Below are 19,355 nucleotides of genomic sequence, written 5' to 3'. Positions count from 1 at the left end.
TCATTGTACGGAGCCACCCCATGAAGACCGCAATCGTGATCGGTGTCGGCCCAGACCGCGGGCTCGGGGCCCGGCTCTGCAAGCGCTTTGCGGCCGACGGGCTCAAGGTGATCGTCGCGGGCCGCACGCTGTCCGCGTTGCAGGCGGTTGCAGGCGACATCATCAAGGCGGGCGGAGCGGCCGTGCCCATCGTCGCGGACGCGACCAGCGAGAGCGACGTTGTCGCTCTGTTTGATGCCGCCGGCGAAGACCTCGATCTCGCCATCTACAACGCCGGCAACAATACGCCCGGCAGGATCATCGAGATGGACGCCGACTATTTCGAGCAGGCCTGGCGCGTCGTGTGCTTCGGCGGCTTTCTGTTCGGCCGCGAGGCGGTGCGTCGCATGGTGCCGAAGAAGGCGGGCACGCTGCTCTTCACCGGCGCCAGCGCCTCGCTGCGCGGCCGCGCCGGCTACGGCGCCTTCAACGCGTCCAAGGCCGGCCTGCGCACGCTGGCGCAGGCCATGGCCAAGGAATATGCGGGCGACGGCATCCATGTCGGCCATGTCGTGGTCGACGGTGCGATCGCCGGCGACAAGATCTTTTCGCGCTTTCCCGATGCGGCGAGCCGCGAAGACAGCCTGATCGACATCGAAGGCATCGTCGATGGCTTCGCGTTCCTCTACCGCCAGCCCGAACGCGCCTGGTCGTTCGAGCTCGATGTGCGGACCTCGAAGGAGAAGTGGTGAGGGGGCGGCCCTCGACCATTTCTACCCCGTCAGTGCCCGCGTATGACCGTCTTAGGGGTGGCGTAGACGATCAATACCCGTCCGCCAGTCCACTGTTGCGGCGTGGATCGTTCGCCCCGTAGTAGCGATTGTTGCCGACTTGCTCGCCGTTAAGCGACGGCGCGCCGACGATGATCACCGCGAGGTGGTTCGCTGGTTGCGGCGGCCCGAATTTGTGGCCCATGACCTCGAGAATCTTGCGCGTGTCCGGCGACAGCGCATAGTCCTCGACATTGGTCAGGTCCGGCAGCCATTGCTGGTGGATGCGCGGCATGTCGACGGCTTCCTGTGCGTTCATGCCGTAATCGATCGCGTTGATCATGGTCTGCAGCACGGCCGTGATGATGCGGCTGCCGCCGGGCGTGCCCACCACCATGACGGTCTTGCCGTCCTTGGTGACGATGGTCGGGCTCATCGAGGACAGCGGCCGCTTGCCCGGAGCGATGGCATTCGCCTCGCCCTGCACCAGGCCATAAAGGTTCGGCACCCCGACCTTGGCGGTGAAGTCGTCCATTTCGTCGTTCAGCAGCACGCCGGTCTTGGCCGCCGTCACCTTGGCGCCGAACCAATCGTTCAGCGTGTACGTGACCGATACCGCGTTGCCGTCCTTGTCGGCGATTGAATAATGCGTTGTGTTGCTGCCCTCGTGCGGTGCGACGCCCGGCTTGATCTCCTTGGATATCCCGGCCTTGTTCGGATCGATCACGTCGCGGATCCTGGTCGCGTAATTCTTGTCGAGGAGGCGGTCGAGCGGATTCTTCACGAAATCCGGATCGCCGAGATAGCTGTTGCGGTCCACGTAAGCATGCCGCATGGCCTCGATCTGCACGTGCACGGCCTGCGCGGAATGGTAGCCCAGCTCCTTCAGAGGATAGCCCTCCAGGATATTCAGGATCTCGCAGATGATGACGCCGCCCGAACTCGGTGGCGGCGCGGAAATCACGTGATAGCCGCGATAGTCGCATTCGACAGGTGCGAGCTCGCGCGTCTTGTAGCCGTCGAGGTCGTCCTGCGTCAGCAGGCCCTTGCCGGCCTGGCTCGATGCCACGATGGCGCTGCCGACCCATCCCTTGTAGAAACCGTCGGTGCCCTTGCTGCTGATCTCGCGCAATGTCTTGGCGAGCTCCGGCTGCATCAGCCTCTCACCCACCTGGAACGGCTGACTGTTGTTGAGGAAGATGGCGGCCGTTGCGGGATCGTCTCGAAAATCCGCGGTGGCGGTACGCAACAGGTCGATATCGCCCTGGTCCAGCGCAAAGCCCTGCTCGGCGAGCTGGATCGCGGGGGCGAGCAGGTCGGCGCGCTTCATGGTGCCGTACTTTTCGCGCGCATATTCCATCCCCGAGACGGATCCTGGCACGCCGACAGCCAGATGCCCCTTGGTCGAAAGGCCCTTGATGACGTTGCCGTCCTTGTCGAGATACATGTTCGCAGTCGCGCCCTTGGGCGCCGTCTCGCGGAAATCGAGGAAGGTCTTGCGGCCGTCGGCGAGCTGGATCGTCATGAAGCCGCCACCACCGAGATTGCCGGCGGCCGGATAGACGACGGCCAGGGCATAACCGACGGCCACGGCGGCATCGACGGCATTGCCGCCGCGCCTGAGCACATCGACACCTACCTGGGTCGCCAGATGCTGCGCGGACACCACCATGCCGTTTTGCGCGGCGACCGGCGCGACCGACGCCGCACGAACGGCGCCGAACGTGACGAGGCTGACCGATACGATCGCTGCGGCCATCCACCGCACATTGGATTGTGGTTTTGGCAAGGGACGCTCCTCGGGCTGGCCGGTGATGCCGGCATATTATTGTCAGCGAACTCAGCCTGTCAGCTCGTGCCCGCCGTGAGATGCGAGATGGAGCATGTGGACGTGGTGTAGCTGTGGCGCACGCTACGCCTTCTGCGATTTCGGGCTGGGCAGGGGAGGAGGTTCCAGAAGGGGCGACCGCTGGCGCAGTGTCGTAGCGCCACGAGTCCCATTGCGTTCCCTCCCGCCTTGGGGTCGCCTGGGGGGGAGGGAACCGGCCTCGCCAGTGGCACCTGGCTCCGGTCCGTCGGCCGCCATGTACCGCCATGTCCCGCAGCAAAACAGCCAACCGTCTGTGCCGCCTGCCTTTCCGGCAGCCAAATTCAGCTCCGGTAACCCCGCATTAACTATCGCCGGGCTCTGGTAAGGGTGGACAATCGCGCCCATAGCCGTCGTCGAGGCCCATAGTTTTGACATCTTGGCAGGGAATGCAGGCGGCCGGCTTTGGACGAGCCCCCTGCACCCCAGAAAGACAAGGCTTTGAGCGGGCTTGCCGGCCGCGCCGGTTCTAGCGCGGCAGTTGGGGAACCGGCGGTCATTTGCTGCCACGGAACATCGGGTAACGATCGCCTTGAGAGGATACAGCTTATGAATCCGGCCGACGTGGCTCAGTCAGCCCTTCCGGTTGCCGCTTCCGCGGACGTGTCGCTGATCGCGCTGTTCTGGCAGGCTCACTGGATCGTGAAAGCGGTGATGCTGGGACTTTTGTCCTGCTCGGTCTGGGTCTGGGCGATCGCCATCGACAAGATCTTCCTGTTTGCCCGTACCCGCCGCTCGATGGACCGTTTCGAGCAGGCCTTCTGGTCCGGCGAGTCGATCGAGGAGCTCTATCGCACCCTCTCGGCCAAGCCGACGCATTCGATGGCGGCCTGCTTCGTGGCGGCGATGCGCGAGTGGAAGCGCTCGTTCGAGAGCCACGCCCGCTCGGTGGCGGGCCTTCAGATGCGCATCGACAAGGTGATGAACGTCTCGATCGCACGCGAGGTCGAGCGCCTGGAGCGCCGGCTGCTGGTGCTCGCCACCGTCGGCTCCGCCGGCCCCTTCGTCGGCCTGTTCGGCACGGTCTGGGGCATCATGTCGAGCTTCCAGTCGATCGCGGCGTCGAAAAATACCTCCCTGGCGGTGGTCGCCCCCGGTATCGCCGAGGCGCTGTTTGCGACCGCCGTCGGCCTTATCGCCGCCATTCCTGCCACTATTTTCTACAATAAGTTCACCTCCGAGGTGAACCGGCAGGCCCAGCGGCTCGAAGGCTTCGCCGATGAATTTTCAGCCATTCTGTCGCGTCAGATCGACGAGCGGGGCTGACGGACGGCATGTATAGTGTGAAGGGCAATTTGGGCACCAGACCATGGGCATGAACGTCGCGAGTTCGTCCGGAGGCGGCGGCCGCCGCAGCCGGCGCAAGCCGGTCATGGCCGAGATCAACGTCACGCCGATGGTCGACGTGATGCTGGTGCTGCTCATCATCTTCATGGTGTCGGCGCCGCTGCTCACCGTCGGCGTTCCCCTCGACCTGCCGCAGACCCAGGCCAAGAGCCTCGAGCAGAACGATCAGAAGCCGATCCAGATGTCGGTCGACATCAAGGGCAAGGTGTTCATCAACGACGCCGAGATCGCGATCAACGAGCTGGTGCCGAAGCTGAAGGCGATCACGGATGCGCGCGGCGGTCTCGAGGAACGCATCTATCTGCGCGCCGACAAGAAGGCGGATTACGGCACGGTGGCCAGGGTGATGGGCCTGTTGTCCGGCGCGGGGTTCAAGAAGCTGGCGCTCGTCACGGAAGCGGACCAGGGGTAAGCCGTGAAGGTGAACGTCGACAAGACACTCGTTGCGTCGATTGCCCTCCATGTCCTCGTGCTTGGATGGGGGCTGGTCACCTTTAGCAGCAGGGCCTACGTCGCGCCGGAAGAGTCGCTCCCGATCGACATCATCTCCTCCGATCAGCTCGCGAAGATGATGTCGGGGCAGAAGACCGGCGAGAAGGACAAGCCGAAGCCCAAGGTCGAGAAGATCGCCGAGCCCAAGCCCGAAGAGGACGCCGTCGGGAAGGTCACCGAGAAGAAAGAGCTGATCAAGACCAACGCGACGCCCGAGCCGCCGCCGAAGCCCGTCGAGAAACCGGTCGAGAAGAAGCCCGAGCCGCCCAAGCCCGTCGCCGAGGCGAAGCCGAAGGAAGAACCGAAGCCGCAGGAAAAGAAGCCCGATCCGGCCAAGGAAGATCCGATCGCCGAGCTGCAGAAGAAGCTGGAAACGAAGAAGCCGCCGCCCAAGCCCGTGGAGCAGAAGGTCGCGGCGGTGCAGCCGCAGCAGCAGCCGAAGCCGAAGGAGCGCAGCTTCGATCCCGCGCAGATCCAGCGCGACCTCGACAAGCGCGCTGCGACCCGGCATGAACTCGCTGGAACGGCGCTGAATGCGTCGGCGTCGCTGGGATCGACGACCGGGACTGCCGCCAACAACGTTGCGACCTGGCGAGGTGCGTTCCAGGGCGCGGTCAAGCGCTGCTTCACGCCCACCTATAACGGGCAGGACGCCGATCAATACGAAGCCGACATCGACATTCCCATGAAAATCGACGGATCGCTGGCGTCCGAGCCCATCGTGGTTGCGGTGAGAGGACCGTCGCGGTCGATTGCCCAGGCGGTGGCCGAGAGCGCCAAGCGCGCCATCGTGCAATGTCAGGTCTATTCGTTCATGCCGAAACAGCAGTACGAGAGCTGGAAGCTCATCCCGATGACTTTCGGCCTGAAAGACATGTTGTGACATCCGAACAAAAGAATTTTGCAATGAATGACGCTCGATCGATCACCCGCCGCCGCTTCATGACCCTGACCGGGTCGGGACTTGCGATGCTTGGGGGCGGACATGCGTTCGCTCAGGGCCAGCCGCGGCTCCGCATCGATCCCACCGAATTCCAGCCGGTCCCGATCGCGATCACCAACTTCCTGCCGGGCTCACCGTCGGACGGCGACGTCGGCAACGGTGTCACCCAGGTCATCACCAACAATCTGAAGCGCTCTGGCCTGTTCGCGCCGATCGACCAGGCCGCGTTCATCGAGCGCATCAGCAACATCGACGTCGCGCCGCAATTCCAGAACTGGAAGACCATCAACGCCCAGGCGCTGGTCACCGGCCGCATGACGCGGCAGCCGGACGGAAGGCTGAAGGCCGAATTCCGCCTCTGGGACGTGGTCTCCGGCCAGCAGCTTGCCGGCCAGCAATACTTCACCTCGCCGGAATACTGGCGCCGCATCGCCCATATCATCTCCGACCAGATCTACGAGCGGATGACCGGCGAGAAGGGCTATTTCGACAGCCGCGTGGTTTTCGTGGACGAGACCGGGCCGAAGGAGCGCCGCGTCAAGCGGCTCGCCATGATGGACCAGGACGGCGCCAATGTGCGCTATCTGACCCGCGGCTCCGACCTCGTGCTGACGCCGCGCTTCTCGCCGAATTCGCAAGAGATCACCTACATGGAGTTCGGCCAGGGCGATCCGAAGGTCTATCTCTTCAACATCGAGACCGGCCAGCGCGAGATCGTCGGCAACTTCCCCGGCATGACCTTTGCGCCGCGCTTCTCGCCGGACGGCCAGCGCGTCATCATGAGCCTGCAGCAGGGCGGCAACTCCAACCTGTTCGTGATGGATCTGCGTTCGCGCTCGACCACGCGTCTCACCGACACGCCGGCGATCGACACGTCTCCGTCTTACTCGCCCGACGGCACCCGCATCTGCTTCGAGTCCGATCGCGGTGGCCGGTCGCAGATCTACGTCATGGCCGCGGGCGGGGGAGCTGCGCAGCGCATCTCCTTCTCCAAGGACGACACCAACGCCACCTATTCGACGCCGGTGTGGTCGCCGCGCGGCGACTACATCGCCTTCACCAGGCAGGGCGGTGGACAGTTCTCGATCGGCGTCATGAAGCCGGACGGCAGCGGCGAGCGGTTGCTCACCTCCGGCTTCCACAACGAGGGCCCGACCTTCTCGCCGAACGGCCGCGTGCTGATGTTCTTCCGCGATCCCGGCGGCAGCGGCGGACCGTCGCTGTACAGCGTCGACATTTCCGGCCGCAACGAGCTGAAGGTGCCGACGCCGGGCTTCGCCTCCGACCCGGCATGGTCGCCGCTGTTGTCGTCGACGGCTGGTCAATAGATCGCGCGTTTGGACGCGCGATCTTTTCGAAAAATCACGCCGATTTTTTCGGGTTCTGCGCGCGCGGCAAGCTTTCCTTCACCTTGCGCTCGGCAACGCTTGCCTAGTTGCTTGATATTTCAGCGAAAATCGGTTCGCTATTGCCGAAAAACAACCCGACTTTAACGATGTTCCCTCAGGAAAGCTTCACCTGGGCTGAGTAAAAGTACGCTCCAAACAGGACGCGTAACAAGCCGATGCAACTGGCCGACCAGAAGCAGAGCGATCGAGACGAGCTGGAGCCGATACTCTACGCCGCTCTCATCAACTCTATGGTGCAGAATTTCTGGGCGATTTTCCTGGGCTCGGCCTCCGCGGCCGTGGCCGCGGTGATGACTGCGCTGAAGACCGGCGACGTCTGGCTGTGGCCGATCGCGTTTCTCCTGATCGCCATCGGCACCGCGCGCGCATTCCAGATGCGCGGATACGAAAACCGGACGCAGGGACTGTCATTCGAAGAGGCCAAGCATCTGGAGCCGCGTTACTGGATCGGCGCGCTCAGCTATGCGGCGGTGCTCGGCATATGGGCCTTCGTCGTCATCTACAACAACGAGGATCCGGTCGCCGACATGCTCTGTGTCGCCATCGGCATCGGCTACACCGCCGGCGGCGCCGCCCGCAATTACGGCCAGCCCCGGGTGATCCAGTGGCACGTCGCGCTCGCCTGCGGTCCGATGTCGCTCGCCCTGCTGCTGCATGGCGGATTCTACCACATCGGTCTTGCGATCCTGCTCGTGTTCTTCTTCATCGGCCTGAAGAACATCAACCTCAGCCTGCACGCGATCTTCGTCAAGGCGCTGACCTCTAGCTTCCGCGAATCCGCGCTGGCGAGCCAGTTCGATACCGCGCTCAACAACATGCCGCACGGGCTGTGCATGTTTCGCGCCGATGGGCGCCTTGCGGTGATGAACCATCGTTTCGGCGAGCTGATGAGCTTGCCCGAGGATCTGGTCAAGCGCGGCGCCACCGCCGTCGATATCGTGTCGGCCTGCGTCGCCGCAGGCTCCATCTCGGCGGAGAGCGGCAACCAGATCCTGGCCGAGATCGAGCACGCGCGAATCCGCGAGATCGCCACCGCGGATCCCAATCCCGCGCGGGGCCGCTCGCTCGCCTGGACGTTCCAGCCGATGACCGGCGGCGGCACCGTGCTGCTGCTGGAAGACATCACCGAACGCACCAACGCGGAAGCCCGGATCAGCCATCTCGCCCGCTATGACGAGCTCACGGCGCTGCCCAACCGGGTCTCCTTCCGCGACGAAATCGAGCGGCTGCTGGCGATTTCGCACCATGCCGAACGGCTCTCGGCGCTGCTGTTCGTCGACCTCGACCAGTTCAAGCAGGTCAATGACACGCTGGGTCATCCCTGCGGCGACCAGCTGCTATGTGCGGTCGCCAACCGCCTGCGCGAGATGCTGCGGCCGGAGGATTTCGTCGCCCGCTTCGGCGGCGACGAGTTCGTCGTGTTCCAGCAGGACATCAGCTCGCCCGAGGATGCCGCGAGCCTCGCCCGCCGCATCGTCGAGCGGCTGAGCGAGCGCTACCGCATCGACAATCATCTGGTCGAGATCGGCGCCAGCGTCGGCATCGCGCTGACCTCGCCGGACGGCATCAGCGCCGATACGCTGCTCAAGAACGCCGACATGGCGCTGTACCGCGCCAAGGCCGACGGCCGCGGCACCTTCTGCTTCTTCCGCGACGAGATGGCGGCGACCGTCGAGGCCCGCCGCATCCTCGAGCTCGACCTGCGCAAGGCGCTCGCCAACGAGGAGTTCGAGCTGTTCTACCAGCCGCTGGTCAATCTCAAGTCCGGCAAGATCACCACATGCGAGGCGCTGCTGCGCTGGAATCATCCGGTGCGCGGCACGGTCTCGCCGGTCGACATCATCCCGGTCGCCGAGGACATGGGCCTGATCGTCGATCTCGGCCGCTGGATCCTGCGCCGCGCCTGCATGGAATGCATGAAGTGGCCCGAGGGCGTCAGCGTCGCCGTCAACTTCTCGCCGCAGCAATTCCACCAGCGCGACGTGCTGAGCGAGATTCGCTACGCGCTGGAGGTCTCGGGCCTGCCGGCGCATCGGCTGGAGATCGAGATCACCGAGTCCTCGCTGCTGCGCAACACCCAGCTCACCCACGACATCCTCTCGCAGCTGCATGCGCTCGGCGTGCGCATCTCGCTCGACGATTTCGGCACCGGCTATTCGAGCCTCAGCTACCTGCATAATTTCCCGATGCAGAAGGTGAAGATCGACCGCTCCTTCCTCGAAGGCATCGACACCGACCGGCCGCTGACGCTGTTGCGCGGCGTGGCGCGGCTGTCCGCCGACCTCGGCATGGCGGTCGTGGTGGAGGGCATCGAGACCAACGAGCAGCTCGAGCTGATCAGCGCCGACGGCACCGTCTCCGAGGCGCAGGGCTATCTGTTCAGCCGCCCGGTGCCCGCCGTGCGGATGCGCCAGCTCCTCAACGCCTCGCATGGACGGCGCGACGAAGCCCTGCTCCAGGTCGTCGGCTCGCGCTCCTTCGCTTAAGTCCGCGTCCGAGAATTTCCCGTCGTTTCAGTCTGTTGCCCGGCACCGTAGTGCTACGGGGGGATTAACCCTAACACTTCGATTGCTTTGCTTCGTTGTTAAGAAGCTGTTAATAAATCATCACGCGCGTGGAGGTTGTTCCCGCGCGCATGCGGTGAGCGGTGGTGGGTAAGGAGTTGGAATGCAGTCCTCAGCCAGAGCGATCATTTCGGCTGTAGGACGGGGCGCCGAGCTCCTGACTGACGTCGATTATCATCTCGCCGACACGGTCGCGGAGAAGGAGAAGATCTACAATCTCCGCTACCGCGCCTATCTGCGCGAAGGTGCCGTCAAGGAATCCGCGGACGCGCGCGTCACCGACCAGTATGACGAATTGCCGAACGCGTGGACCTTCGGCGTCTATCTGCACGGCGAGCTTTGCAGCTCCGTGCGCATCAGCGTGCTGACATCGGAGTGGCGGCAGTCGACCTCGGCCGATGTCTTTCCCGAGATCCTGCTGCCGCGACTCGATCGCGGCGAGGTCATGATCGATCCCACCCGGTTTGTCGCCGATCCCGACCAGGTGAAGCGGGTTCCGGAATTGCCCTATCTGACGACCCGGCTCGCCTACATGGCCTGCGAGCATTTCAATGCCGATCTTGGCCTTGCGATCGTGCGTCCCGAGCATCAGGCCTTCTACCGGCGGGTGTTTCTGCACGAGACCATTGCCGAGCCGAGGCTGGTTCCCGGTCTCACCAAGCCGTTCGGACTGATGGCGGCGGATTTCCCGACCTTCCGCAAGAAGGTGTTCGAGCGTTATCCGATCATGCGGTCCACCGCCTTCGAGCGGCGGATGCTGTTCGGGCGTAGCGCGCAGCGCCAGGCGCCGCAGCAGGCGCTGCGGGTGCCGGATGCCGCTCACGCCTGATTCCCGGCGGGCCGCCTGACGAAGGCGCTCCGGGATTTCCCGGGCTCAGGCCCAAAATTCAAGCAAAGCCAGCGATTTTGCCGGTGAACGCGGCTTGCTTTCACCCTCGCGCCACATTTACAACCCATTAACCATGACGGGTGCTTTTCGCCGGTGGGGGGCATTTGACCGGCTCTGGCAACATCCCATCAAGGTTGACGGAACGTTCGCTTAACCAACCCCCTGTAGACCGGACAGCAGTGGACTAACGCGAGCGTGGAGGCTCCGGAATGAAACATCCTATGCGTATCCTCCAGGGATTGAAGCTGGCCGCGGTGCTTGCCGTCGCGCTGTCGATGGGCGCCTGCGCCAACAAGAACTCTGCTGCGGATGCGATGGCCAACGCGGCGACGCCGGGCAGCCAGCAGGACTTCGTCGTCAACGTGGGTGACCGCGTGTTCTTCGAAAGCGACCAGACCGATCTGACCCCGCAGGCGATCGTGACCCTGGAGAAGCAGGCGCAGTGGCTGCAGACCTATCCGCGCTACTCCTTCACCATCGAAGGTCATGCCGACGAGCGCGGCACCCGCGAATACAACATCGCGCTCGGTGCCCGCAGAGCCCAATCGGTGCGTTCGTTCCTCGCCTCGCGCGGCATCGATGCGAACCGCATGCGCACGATCTCCTACGGCAAGGAGCGGCCGGTGGCCGTCTGTAACGACATCTCCTGCTGGTCGCAGAACCGCCGCGCCGTCACCGTGCTGAACGCGAGCTCCTGACGCTTCAAGTCAGGCGCCGTTCATCTTCAGAATTCGATTATGCCGGCGCCCTCACGGGCGCCGGTTTCGTTTCAGCGATCTGTGACAGAAACCCCGTGGTGCCAGTCACATTTTTGGCGTACTCCCCTTCAATGTGTGGCGCGTCGAATGTTCCGTCGCAGGCCATTTCGCTTTCGTCGTCAGGGCAAGATGTCATCCAGATTTAAGGTCTTTACCGGCACCGTGGCGACCGCCGCGCTGCTCTCCTTGTGTTCGCCTGTCCTCGCGCAGTCGGACGATGACCCCGAGATGCGGATCGAGCGGCTGGAGAACCAGCTGCGCCAGCTCACCGGCCAGAACGAAGAATTGCAATACCGCAACCGCCAGCTCGAAGAGCGCCTGCGGGCTCTCGAAGGCGGTGCGCAAGCTGCGCCCGGACAGGCGCCGGTGCAGCCCAGTGTCGCCGCCGTGCCACCCGCGCAGGCTGCGCCGGCCTATCGCCAGCAGCAGCCGCAACCCGCCCAGCCGAATTACGAGCAGCCGCAGATCGCGTCTCCCCCGCCGATCGTTCAGGAGCAGCCGGCGCCCGGTGCCCCCGGCACGCGCCGCCGTGGCGATGCCTTTGACCCCAGCCAGAATCCGAGCGCGCCCGGCGCGCCGCGCGCGCTCGGCGGCGGCCAGCAGCCGATGTCGGCGGGAGTCCCTGGCGGAGCGCCCGGAGGGCGCAACGCCGGCGAGCCGCTCGATCTCGCCAACACCAGCCCGCGCTATCAGCAGGGCGTGCCGCCGGCAGCCCAGCCCGGCTATCCGCCGGTCCAACAGGGCTCTCCTGCGCCAGCCGCCGGCACCGGCCTGACCACCCTGCCGCCGTCGGCGACGCCGCGCGACGAGTTCGATCTCGGCATCGGCTACATGCAGCGCAAGGACTATGCGCTCGCCGAGCAGACCATGAAGAACTTCGCGCAGAAATATCCGAGCGACCCGCTGCTCGGCGACGCGCAATACTGGCTCGGCGAGAGCTACTTCCAGCGCCAGCAATATCGCGACTCCGCGGAAGCCTTCCTCGCCGTCACCACCAAATACGAGAAGTCGGCCAAGGCGCCGGATGCGCTGCTGCGGCTCGGCCAGTCGCTGGCCGCGCTGAAGGAGAAGGAGGCCGCCTGCGCCGCCTTCGGCGAGGTCGGCCGCAAATACCCGCGCGCCTCCGCCGGCGTCAAAGCCGCCGTCGACCGCGAGCAGAAGCGGGTGAAGTGCTGACCGCGCAGCGTTGATCGCTGACAACGCGGATGGTGCTGCGCTAAACAGTCGGTCCATCCGCTGGCGATTGCTGGGCAGTGTCATGTCAGACGACGACAATTCTCCGATCTCCGCGCGCGAGGCGAAGCAGCTCTTCGCCGAGTTGAAAAGTGCGCCCGCACTGGTGCTCGCGGTGTCCGGCGGGCCCGACTCGATCGCGCTGATGTGGCTCGCCGCGCGCTGGCAGCGCAGCCTTGCGCGCGGCCCGCGTCTCACCGTCGTCACCGTCGATCATGGCCTGCGGGCCGAGGCGGCGCGCGAGGCGCGCGAGGTGAAGCGGCTCGCTACCGAGCTCGGCCTGCCACACCGGACCCTGCGCTGGCGCGGCGCCAAGCCGAAGACGGGACTGCCCGCGGCCGCGCGCGAAGCCCGCTACCGCCTGCTCGTGCAGGCCGCGCGCAGCGCCGGTGCGAGCCATGTGCTGACCGCCCACACCCGCGACGACCAGGCCGAGACGCTGTTGATGCGCCTCGTCCGCGGCAGCGGACTTGCCGGGCTGTCGGCGATGGCGCGCCTCACGGAGCGCGACGGCATCGTGCTGGCGCGTCCGCTGCTCGACGTCCCGAAGGCGCAGCTGATCGCGACCCTGAAGCGCGCGAAGATCGGCTTTGCCGATGATCCCACCAACCGCGACACCGCCTTCACCCGGCCGCGGCTGCGCGCGCTGTTGCCGCAGCTCGCGGCCGAGGGCGGCGACGCCCGCAGTCTGGCGCGGCTCGCAGCCAGGCTGGCGCGCGCCAATGCGGCGGTGGAGGTGCTGACGGACGGGGCCGAGCGCTTCCTTCGCTTGAGGGATCGCGACGATGCGCCGCATGGGCCGGATATGCGAAGCTTTGAGGCCGGCGCGTTCGCCACCCTACCGGAGGAGGTCCGGCTGCGGATGCTGCTTCGGGCCATCAACGCGCTCGGGCACGAGGGGCCGGCGGAACTCGGCAAGGTCGAAACCCTCCTGGCTGCGCTCGATCAGGCGATCGCTGCTGGTATGGCCGCAGCTCCCCGCGCAGCCGCAAATGGCCGGCCGGTCCTGAAGCAGACCCTTGCGGGAGCCTTGATCAGCCTTGCCGGCGGGCGTATCCAGATCGCGCCGGCGCCGGCCCGGCGGCGCAAGGGCGATAGAGGCGGATCATGACACCGGCTGTTTCGAGGCAGCGCCGTCAGGTCACCTTAACCAGGCAGGAAAAACCCCGGGTAGGTCGCCATTATTTCAGCGGGAATCGCCCTAAGATGGGATAAATAGTCCCATCTCGTTCCCTTGGCAGCGACCGGGGCGGCACCTAAATTGTATGCGTCTAACCGAGAGGATTCCTTGGGGATTTCCTCGTACTGCCCAAGGATTCAGGCCGCGATCCGCGCGACCACGAAGGAAGATCGATGAACGCCAATCTGCGCAATTTCGCCCTCTGGGTCATCATTGTCTTGCTGCTGTTGGCGTTGTTCACGCTCTTCCAAAATCCGGGTCAGCGCGCCTCCTCGCAGGACATCGCCTTCTCCCAGCTCCTGAGCGAGGTTGACCGCGGCAATGTGCGCGACGTGGTGATCCAGGGGCCGGATATCCACGGCACCTTCACCAACGGCTCCAGCTTCCAGACCTATGCGCCGAACGACCCGACGCTGGTCAAGCGCCTCTATGACAGCAAGGTCCAGATCACCGCGAAGCCGCCGGGCGACAACGTGCCCTGGTTCGTCTCGCTGCTGGTCTCCTGGCTGCCCTTCATCGCGCTGATCGGCGTGTGGATCTTCCTGTCGCGGCAGATGCAGGGCGGCGCCGGCAAGGCGATGGGCTTCGGCAAGTCGCGTGCGAAGATGCTCACTGAAGCGCATGGCCGCGTCACCTTCGAGGACGTCGCCGGCGTGGACGAAGCCAAGCAGGACCTGCAGGAGATCGTCGAATTCCTGCGCGACCCCGGCAAGTTCCAGCGCCTCGGCGGCCGCATTCCGCGCGGCGTGCTGCTGGTTGGCCCTCCCGGCACCGGTAAGACCCTGATCGCGCGTGCGGTCGCGGGCGAAGCCAACGTGCCGTTCTTCACCATTTCGGGTTCTGACTTCGTCGAGATGTTCGTCGGCGTCGGCGCGAGCCGCGTCCGCGACATGTTCGAGCAGGCCAAGAAGAACGCCCCCTGCATCATCTTCATCGACGAAATCGACGCCGTCGGTCGTCACCGTGGCGCCGGTCTCGGCGGCGGCAATGACGAGCGCGAGCAGACGCTGAACCAGCTGCTGGTCGAGATGGACGGCTTCGAGGCGAACGAGGGCGTGATCCTGATCGCGGCGACCAACCGCCCTGATGTGCTCGATCCCGCGCTGCTGCGTCCCGGCCGCTTCGACCGTCAGGTCGTGGTGCCGAATCCGGACGTCGTCGGCCGCGAGCAGATCCTCAAGGTTCACGTTCGCAAGGTGCCGCTGGCGCCGGATATCAACCTCAAGACCATCGCGCGCGGCACCCCGGGCTTCTCCGGCGCCGACCTGATGAACCTCGTCAACGAAGCTGCGCTCACCGCCGCCCGCCGCAACAAGCGGATGGTGACTCAGGCCGAGTTCGAGGAGGCCAAGGACAAGGTGATGATGGGCGCCGAGCGCAAGTCGCTCGTCATGACCGAGGAAGAGAAGCTCTTGACGGCCTATCACGAGGGCGGCCACGCCATCGTCGGCCTCAACGTGCCCGCGACCGATCCGATCCACAAGGCGACGATCATCCCGCGCGGCCGTGCGCTGGGTATGGTCATGCAGCTGCCCGAGCGCGACAAGCTGTCGATGTCGCTGGAGCAGATGACCTCGCGCCTCGCCATCATGATGGGCGGCCGCGTCGCCGAAGAGCTGATCTTCGGCCGCGAGAAGGTGACCTCGGGTGCTGCCTCCGACATCGAGCAGGCCACGCGCCTCGCCCGCATGATGGTGACGCGCTGGGGCCTCTCGGAAGAGCTCGGCACGGTCTCCTACGGCGAGAACCAGGACGAGGTGTTCCTGGGCATGTCGGTGTCGCGCACGCAGAACGCTTCTGAGGCGACCGTCCAGAAGATCGACTCCGAGATCCGGCGCCTGGTCGAGGAAGGCTACAAGGAAGCCACCCGCATCCTCACCGAGAAGCACGGTGATCTTGAGGCGCTGGCCAAGGGCCTGCTCGAGTTCGAGACGCTCTCCGGAGACGAGATCGTCGATCTGCTCAAGGGCAAGAAGCCGAACCGCGAGTCCGTGCTCGAGCCGACCACGCCGCGCGCCTCCGCCGTGCCCCCGGCCGGCAAGTCGCGCCCGCGGCCCGATCCGGATCCGGGCCTGGAGCCGCAACCGCAGGCGTAACGCCTCTCGCGTCGTGGCCGGCTATTCCGGCAAACCGTTAGTGCAAAAGCTCGGCATCAAGCCGGGCTTTTGTATTTTCGTGGACGGCCTTTCGTCGGCCTATCGCGATGTCGTCGGTGAATTGCCCGATGATGTGAAGATCGCAAAGACCGCCAAGGCGCCGCTCGACATGGTGCATGTCTTCGCGACCGAAGCCAAAGGCTTTGCGGTCAAGCTGCGCAGCTACCGCAAGGCGATCGCGCCTGATGGGATGATCTGGGCGTCATGGCCGAAGAAGGCCTCGGGCGTCGCGACTGACGTGACGGAAACGCTGGTGCGCGAGACCGCGCTCGCGAACGGCCTCGTCGACATCAAGGTCTGCGCCGTCGACGACGTCTGGTCCGGCCTCAAGCTCGTGATCCCCGTGAAGGACCGCCCGGCGAAGAAGTAGGCTGGGCAAAGGCGCGCACGCGCCGTGCCCACCACCTATCGGCAAGCGAGACAGAAGTCGTGGGCACGCTTCGCTTTGCCCACCCTACGATATTTCACTTCGCCGCGGCTCCCGCCCTCTCGCCGCGCCGCTCGAGAAAGCGCAGCACATCGTCGTTGAACTGCTCCGGATCCTGCAGAAACGAGAAGTGACTGACCTCCGGCTGGATCAGCAGGCCGGCGCCCGGGATGTTCGCCGCCATGAACTCGGTGTTCTCGCGCTTGATCGCCTCGTCGTGATCGCCATCCACGATCCAGGTCGGGACCTTGATCGCCGCGAGATCCGGCGCCGTCCATTTCGGCTGGCTCTCCCACATCTTGGTAATCTCCGCGACGAAGCTCTTGTACTCCGTCGGAGTCGGCGAGAGACGCTTGTACTCCTCGCCGGCCCTGGCGATGTAGGCGTTGAAGACGTCGCTTGACGCGATATCGGCAACGCCCGACGGATCCGAGTTGGCCGCGAAAGCGAACAGCTTGGTGACCCGCTCCGGGTGCTTCATCGCGATGTCGAGGCCGATGATCGCGCCGTCGCTCCAGCCGACGATCGCGGCCTTCCTGATCTTGAGATGGTCGAGCAGCCCGACCACGTCCGAGGCCATCACATCGTAGCCATAGGGCTCCTGGTTGCGGCTGCTGCGCCCGTGCCCGCGGCTCTCCATGACGATGACCTGATAGCGCCGTTGCAGCGCACGGACCTGGTGACCCCAGTAGTTGGCGTTGGCGAGGCCGCCATGCAGCAACAGCACGGGCTCCCCGCGGCCGAACACGGCGTACCAGACCTTGATGCCGTTGACGGGCGCGAAGCCGCTCTGCGCCGCCTTGGGCAAGGTCGGCGTCGGCGGCAGGCTCAGCCATTGCGGCGCCGCATGCGCAGCATTGATCGAGACCATGACGAGAAGGGCGGTGAGGAGTTTGCGAAACATCATGACACGTCTTCCTGTTCGTCCACCGGACACTAGCGCATGACAAAGTGGCGGCGTCACGTTCCAAGACAAAAACCAGGGCGCGGGCTTTCGTCCCTCCCTCGCGTTCCACGAACAAACGACGCTTTCCGTATTTGAACGACCAGATCGCGCCTAGTGGCGAGTCCGCCATCACGGCGAGCTTGTCCAGCACACCATGTCGGCCCACCTCCTGCCGCACCGGCCGCACGATGCACCGGCCAATGATGGAGATCGACTATGACTGGACTTAAAATCCTCGCTGCCGTGGCTGTGTTGTCGGCCCTGACTGCAACCACCGCCTACGCGCAATCCGGTTTTGCGAGCAGTCATCCGGACACGTACGAAGCGGAGAACCCCAATCGCAACCTGAATGGCACGCTGACGCCGGCGGGCCGGCTGGGCCTCGAGTTGCCGGACGGCGCGGCTCCCGCGCAAGGCGCCGACAGCGCCATGGCTCGCGCGGACGGCGCCGCTTCCCGTTCTTGCTCCGAGCGTTACCGGTCCTTCGATCCGGCGACGGGCACCTATCTCGGTCTGGACGGCAACCGCCATCCCTGCAGGTAAGGCAAAGCGGCAAATCACCGGATCAATTGGACCTCCGGCCGCATGGCCGGAGGACTCCATGCAAGATTCTGCCGGGATGAAGCTGGAGTCGCGTCCTCACTTCGACGATTTCGCGGCCGCGCTGTCGTCCCGCACATGGATCACCGCGATGTCGTCGGCATAGATTCGCTTCCAGCCCTTGAGCTGATCGAGGATCTGGGGGCCGGGCGCATCGGCGACCAATAGCGTCGCGTCGATCTTGTACTCATCCAGCAGGCGCGGAAGCAGCTCGGGCTTCTTGCCCTCGGTCGCCTTGAAGAAGTCCATCACGAATTTCTCGCCATAGAGCTCGGCGCGGCCGTCGACGTAGACGGGGATATCGCGCGAGATCAGATAGCCGCCGAACTGATAGGCGTTGAAGATGCGCTGGACCTTGCGCTGCTCGAGCAGGTCGACGGCGGCAACCGGCGTCTGCGTCATCGTGAAGGTGAAGCGGTGGTGCCCCATGTAGAGCGAGGTCGAGGTCCAGCCTGCGGCCACGATCATCAGCGCGCCAAGCGCGGTGACATAGTGGGCCGGCCAGCGGTCGGTGCCGGTGGCGTCCGGCTGCGGGCGCGGGACCAACTCGCCGAGCGGCTTCGCCAGCACCAGCGGCACCAGGAAGGCAAAGGCCTCGATGCTCCTGACATGGGTCAGCGCGCTCCAGGTCAGGAACAGGATCAAAAAGATCCTCGGCGCCGAGAGCACCAGGCCGCGATAGTAGCCGAAGGCGATCAGGCCGAGCAGCGCGCCTTCGAACGAGGTGAACGTGGCAAAGTTCGCCGGCATCCATTCGAAGATCAGCGACAGCAGCTCGCCGAGGCTGAGGATGTTGGTCGCGCCCAGCAGCGTCTTCCAGCCGTACGGCGTGCAGCAGCTCGCGATCACTGCGCCGATGCCGAACAGCACCCAGCGCATGAACAGTCGGAGCCGTTGTCCCTTCTCGGCATGCTCGACGGCCTCGAGCGAGATCGGACCGATCAGCGCCAGGCCGAGCACGAAGCCGCCATGCAGGTTCGCCCAGAGCGCCATCAGCGGCAGCCAATACCAGGACGGCGCACGCCTGCGGTCGGCGGCCGCCATCAGCAGGCCGACCCACGCCACCATAACCGGCAGCGCCAGAATATGCGGGCGCGCCAGGACGTGGTGCAACGACAGCAGCAGCGCCAGCATCGCAAACAGCACTGCCCGCGGTGCCTCGATCTGCGCGTCGAGCAGATAGACGAAGATTGCGGCCGTGAGTGCGGTCGCCATCGCGGTGAGGATCACGGGACCCGCCCAGTCCCATTGCGCATGGGAGAAGGCGAGCAGCACTTGCGACAGCCACGACGTCGAAATCCACGGCGCGCCGGTCCGCGTGAAGGAATAGAAATCCGTGGTGGGCACGGCGCCGTGATCGAGGATCCATTGCCCGACCTTGATCTGCCAGAACGAGTCGGAGTCCTGAAGCAGCGTGTCGCCGACATAGAGGAAGAACAGATAGGCGCCGGCACCGACGCACAGCGGCACCAGGGCTCGCGCGCGGCCCTGCATCGCGATGCTGTTGGCAAAGGAAAGGGACATTCCGCCTCGTCGTCCTGTTGTTCTTGTCGGTTCGGCGGCAGTGGACCACGGCGGTCATAACTTCGGGTAAATCGGGGCCGGGTCGGCGTCACGTCCGGATGATTTAACGGGTTGTTTTAGATTTCGGTTTACCATCGACGAATACACGCAAACCGCTCAGTGTTTACGCAGTCGAATTAACTGCGGCGCAATTCTTTGCCTCTACGTTCGGTTCCATGGTCGGGCGGCGCTGGGAAGCCGAAGAGACCAGACCAGTTGTAGCCTCGTGTAC

16 protein-coding genes are annotated in these 19,355 nt (G+C 64.9%); 13 read left to right on the top strand and 3 right to left on the bottom strand.

Going from position 1 to position 19,355, the window contains the following annotated elements; all coding sequences use genetic code 11:
* Nucleotides 1-20: 20 nt before the first annotated feature.
* The gene (locus EI171_RS40760) at nucleotides 21-731 is read left to right on the top strand and encodes an SDR family NAD(P)-dependent oxidoreductase (protein WP_161536553.1); all 711 of its coding nucleotides are present in this window, start codon (nucleotides 21-23) and stop codon (nucleotides 729-731) included.
* 70 nt (nucleotides 732-801) lie between these two features.
* Here EI171_RS40760 and ggt read toward each other — a convergent pair whose 3' ends face one another.
* A complete protein-coding gene (gene ggt / locus EI171_RS40755) occupies nucleotides 802-2,508 on the bottom strand; it encodes a gamma-glutamyltransferase (protein WP_161536552.1) in 1,707 nt (568 codons plus the stop codon).
* A 657-nt stretch (nucleotides 2,509-3,165) separates the two neighbouring features.
* Here ggt and tolQ point away from each other — a divergent pair.
* From tolQ to EI171_RS40700, 11 genes are all read left to right on the top strand, one after another.
* Nucleotides 3,166-3,882, top strand: coding sequence for a protein TolQ (gene tolQ / locus EI171_RS40750; RefSeq protein ID WP_018641591.1), 717 nt, complete (start codon nucleotides 3,166-3,168; stop codon nucleotides 3,880-3,882).
* Nucleotides 3,883-3,925: 43 nt separating this feature from the next.
* Nucleotides 3,926-4,375 (top strand): protein TolR, encoded by a 450-nt coding sequence (tolR, locus tag EI171_RS40745; protein ID WP_028173005.1) that lies wholly within the window; start codon nucleotides 3,926-3,928, stop codon nucleotides 4,373-4,375.
* Between the two features lie 3 nt (nucleotides 4,376-4,378).
* Nucleotides 4,379-5,338 carry a cell envelope integrity protein TolA gene (locus EI171_RS40740; RefSeq protein WP_011089888.1) on the top strand — a complete coding sequence of 320 codons (960 nt, stop codon included), beginning with the start codon at nucleotides 4,379-4,381 and terminating at the stop codon, nucleotides 5,336-5,338.
* A gap of 23 nt (nucleotides 5,339-5,361) precedes the next feature.
* Entirely contained in the window at nucleotides 5,362-6,726 is a 1,365-nt protein-coding gene (tolB, locus tag EI171_RS40735; RefSeq protein ID WP_028173006.1) for a Tol-Pal system beta propeller repeat protein TolB, read from the top strand.
* A gap of 236 nt (nucleotides 6,727-6,962) precedes the next feature.
* Nucleotides 6,963-9,293 (top strand): bifunctional diguanylate cyclase/phosphodiesterase, encoded by a 2,331-nt coding sequence (locus tag EI171_RS40730; RefSeq protein WP_028173007.1) that lies wholly within the window; start codon nucleotides 6,963-6,965, stop codon nucleotides 9,291-9,293.
* A 181-nt stretch (nucleotides 9,294-9,474) separates the two neighbouring features.
* Nucleotides 9,475-10,200, top strand: a complete 726-nt coding sequence (locus tag EI171_RS40725; protein WP_161536551.1) for a hypothetical protein — start codon at nucleotides 9,475-9,477, stop codon at nucleotides 10,198-10,200.
* A 269-nt stretch (nucleotides 10,201-10,469) separates the two neighbouring features.
* The gene (gene pal, locus EI171_RS40720; protein WP_011089884.1) at nucleotides 10,470-10,958 is read left to right on the top strand and encodes a peptidoglycan-associated lipoprotein Pal; all 489 of its coding nucleotides are present in this window, start codon (nucleotides 10,470-10,472) and stop codon (nucleotides 10,956-10,958) included.
* Nucleotides 10,959-11,147: 189 nt separating this feature from the next.
* Nucleotides 11,148-12,194 (top strand): tol-pal system protein YbgF, encoded by a 1,047-nt coding sequence (ybgF, locus tag EI171_RS40715; RefSeq protein WP_028173009.1) that lies wholly within the window; start codon nucleotides 11,148-11,150, stop codon nucleotides 12,192-12,194.
* Nucleotides 12,195-12,276: 82 nt separating this feature from the next.
* Nucleotides 12,277-13,362, top strand: coding sequence for a tRNA lysidine(34) synthetase TilS (gene tilS, locus EI171_RS40710; RefSeq protein WP_161536550.1), 1,086 nt, complete (start codon nucleotides 12,277-12,279; stop codon nucleotides 13,360-13,362).
* A 242-nt stretch (nucleotides 13,363-13,604) separates the two neighbouring features.
* On the top strand, nucleotides 13,605-15,527 hold the full coding sequence (gene ftsH / locus EI171_RS40705; protein ID WP_011089881.1) for an ATP-dependent zinc metalloprotease FtsH: 1,923 nt from the start codon (nucleotides 13,605-13,607) through the stop codon (nucleotides 15,525-15,527).
* 40 nt (nucleotides 15,528-15,567) lie between these two features.
* Nucleotides 15,568-15,957, top strand: a complete 390-nt coding sequence (locus EI171_RS40700; protein WP_231166636.1) for a DUF3052 domain-containing protein — start codon at nucleotides 15,568-15,570, stop codon at nucleotides 15,955-15,957.
* Nucleotides 15,958-16,051: 94 nt separating this feature from the next.
* Here the strand turns inward: EI171_RS40700 and EI171_RS40695 are convergent, their stop codons facing one another.
* Nucleotides 16,052-16,921, bottom strand: coding sequence for an alpha/beta fold hydrolase (locus EI171_RS40695; protein ID WP_161536549.1), 870 nt, complete (start codon nucleotides 16,919-16,921; stop codon nucleotides 16,052-16,054).
* Between the two features lie 255 nt (nucleotides 16,922-17,176).
* On the opposite strand from EI171_RS40695, the gene EI171_RS40690 reads away from it, so the two are divergent.
* Nucleotides 17,177-17,503 (top strand): BA14K family protein, encoded by a 327-nt coding sequence (locus EI171_RS40690; RefSeq protein ID WP_028173012.1) that lies wholly within the window; start codon nucleotides 17,177-17,179, stop codon nucleotides 17,501-17,503.
* A 96-nt stretch (nucleotides 17,504-17,599) separates the two neighbouring features.
* Here the strand turns inward: EI171_RS40690 and EI171_RS40685 are convergent, their stop codons facing one another.
* On the bottom strand, nucleotides 17,600-19,084 hold the full coding sequence (locus tag EI171_RS40685; protein ID WP_161536548.1) for a hypothetical protein: 1,485 nt from the start codon (nucleotides 19,082-19,084) through the stop codon (nucleotides 17,600-17,602).
* Between the last annotated feature and the right edge of the window lie 271 nt (nucleotides 19,085-19,355).

The organism is Bradyrhizobium sp. LCT2, from assembly GCF_009931255.1.
Taxonomy (GTDB): Bacteria; Pseudomonadota; Alphaproteobacteria; order Rhizobiales; family Xanthobacteraceae; genus Bradyrhizobium; species Bradyrhizobium diazoefficiens.
The sequence above is the reverse complement of the archived record's forward strand: the minus strand, read 5'-3'. Positions and strand labels throughout refer to the sequence as shown.

What these genes read in the sequence shown, in the direction of transcription:
- EI171_RS40685 (WP_161536548.1), bottom strand. Translation starts at nt 19,084, where the DNA reads ATGTCCCTTTCCTTTGCCAACAGCATCGCGATGCAGGGCCGCGCGCGA.
- EI171_RS40695 (WP_161536549.1), bottom strand. Translation starts at nt 16,921, where the DNA reads ATGATGTTTCGCAAACTCCTCACCGCCCTTCTCGTCATGGTCTCGATC.
- tilS (WP_161536550.1), top strand. Translation starts at nt 12,277, where the DNA reads ATGTCAGACGACGACAATTCTCCGATCTCCGCGCGCGAGGCGAAGCAG.
- ftsH (WP_011089881.1), top strand. Translation starts at nt 13,605, where the DNA reads ATGAACGCCAATCTGCGCAATTTCGCCCTCTGGGTCATCATTGTCTTG.
- tolQ (WP_018641591.1), top strand. Translation starts at nt 3,166, where the DNA reads ATGAATCCGGCCGACGTGGCTCAGTCAGCCCTTCCGGTTGCCGCTTCC.
- ybgF (WP_028173009.1), top strand. Translation starts at nt 11,148, where the DNA reads ATGTCATCCAGATTTAAGGTCTTTACCGGCACCGTGGCGACCGCCGCG.
- tolR (WP_028173005.1), top strand. Translation starts at nt 3,926, where the DNA reads ATGGGCATGAACGTCGCGAGTTCGTCCGGAGGCGGCGGCCGCCGCAGC.
- pal (WP_011089884.1), top strand. Translation starts at nt 10,470, where the DNA reads ATGAAACATCCTATGCGTATCCTCCAGGGATTGAAGCTGGCCGCGGTG.
- EI171_RS40690 (WP_028173012.1), top strand. Translation starts at nt 17,177, where the DNA reads ATGACTGGACTTAAAATCCTCGCTGCCGTGGCTGTGTTGTCGGCCCTG.
- tolB (WP_028173006.1), top strand. Translation starts at nt 5,362, where the DNA reads ATGAATGACGCTCGATCGATCACCCGCCGCCGCTTCATGACCCTGACC.
- EI171_RS40730 (WP_028173007.1), top strand. Translation starts at nt 6,963, where the DNA reads ATGCAACTGGCCGACCAGAAGCAGAGCGATCGAGACGAGCTGGAGCCG.
- ggt (WP_161536552.1), bottom strand. Translation starts at nt 2,508, where the DNA reads ATGGCCGCAGCGATCGTATCGGTCAGCCTCGTCACGTTCGGCGCCGTT.
- EI171_RS40760 (WP_161536553.1), top strand. Translation starts at nt 21, where the DNA reads ATGAAGACCGCAATCGTGATCGGTGTCGGCCCAGACCGCGGGCTCGGG.
- EI171_RS40725 (WP_161536551.1), top strand. Translation starts at nt 9,475, where the DNA reads ATGCAGTCCTCAGCCAGAGCGATCATTTCGGCTGTAGGACGGGGCGCC.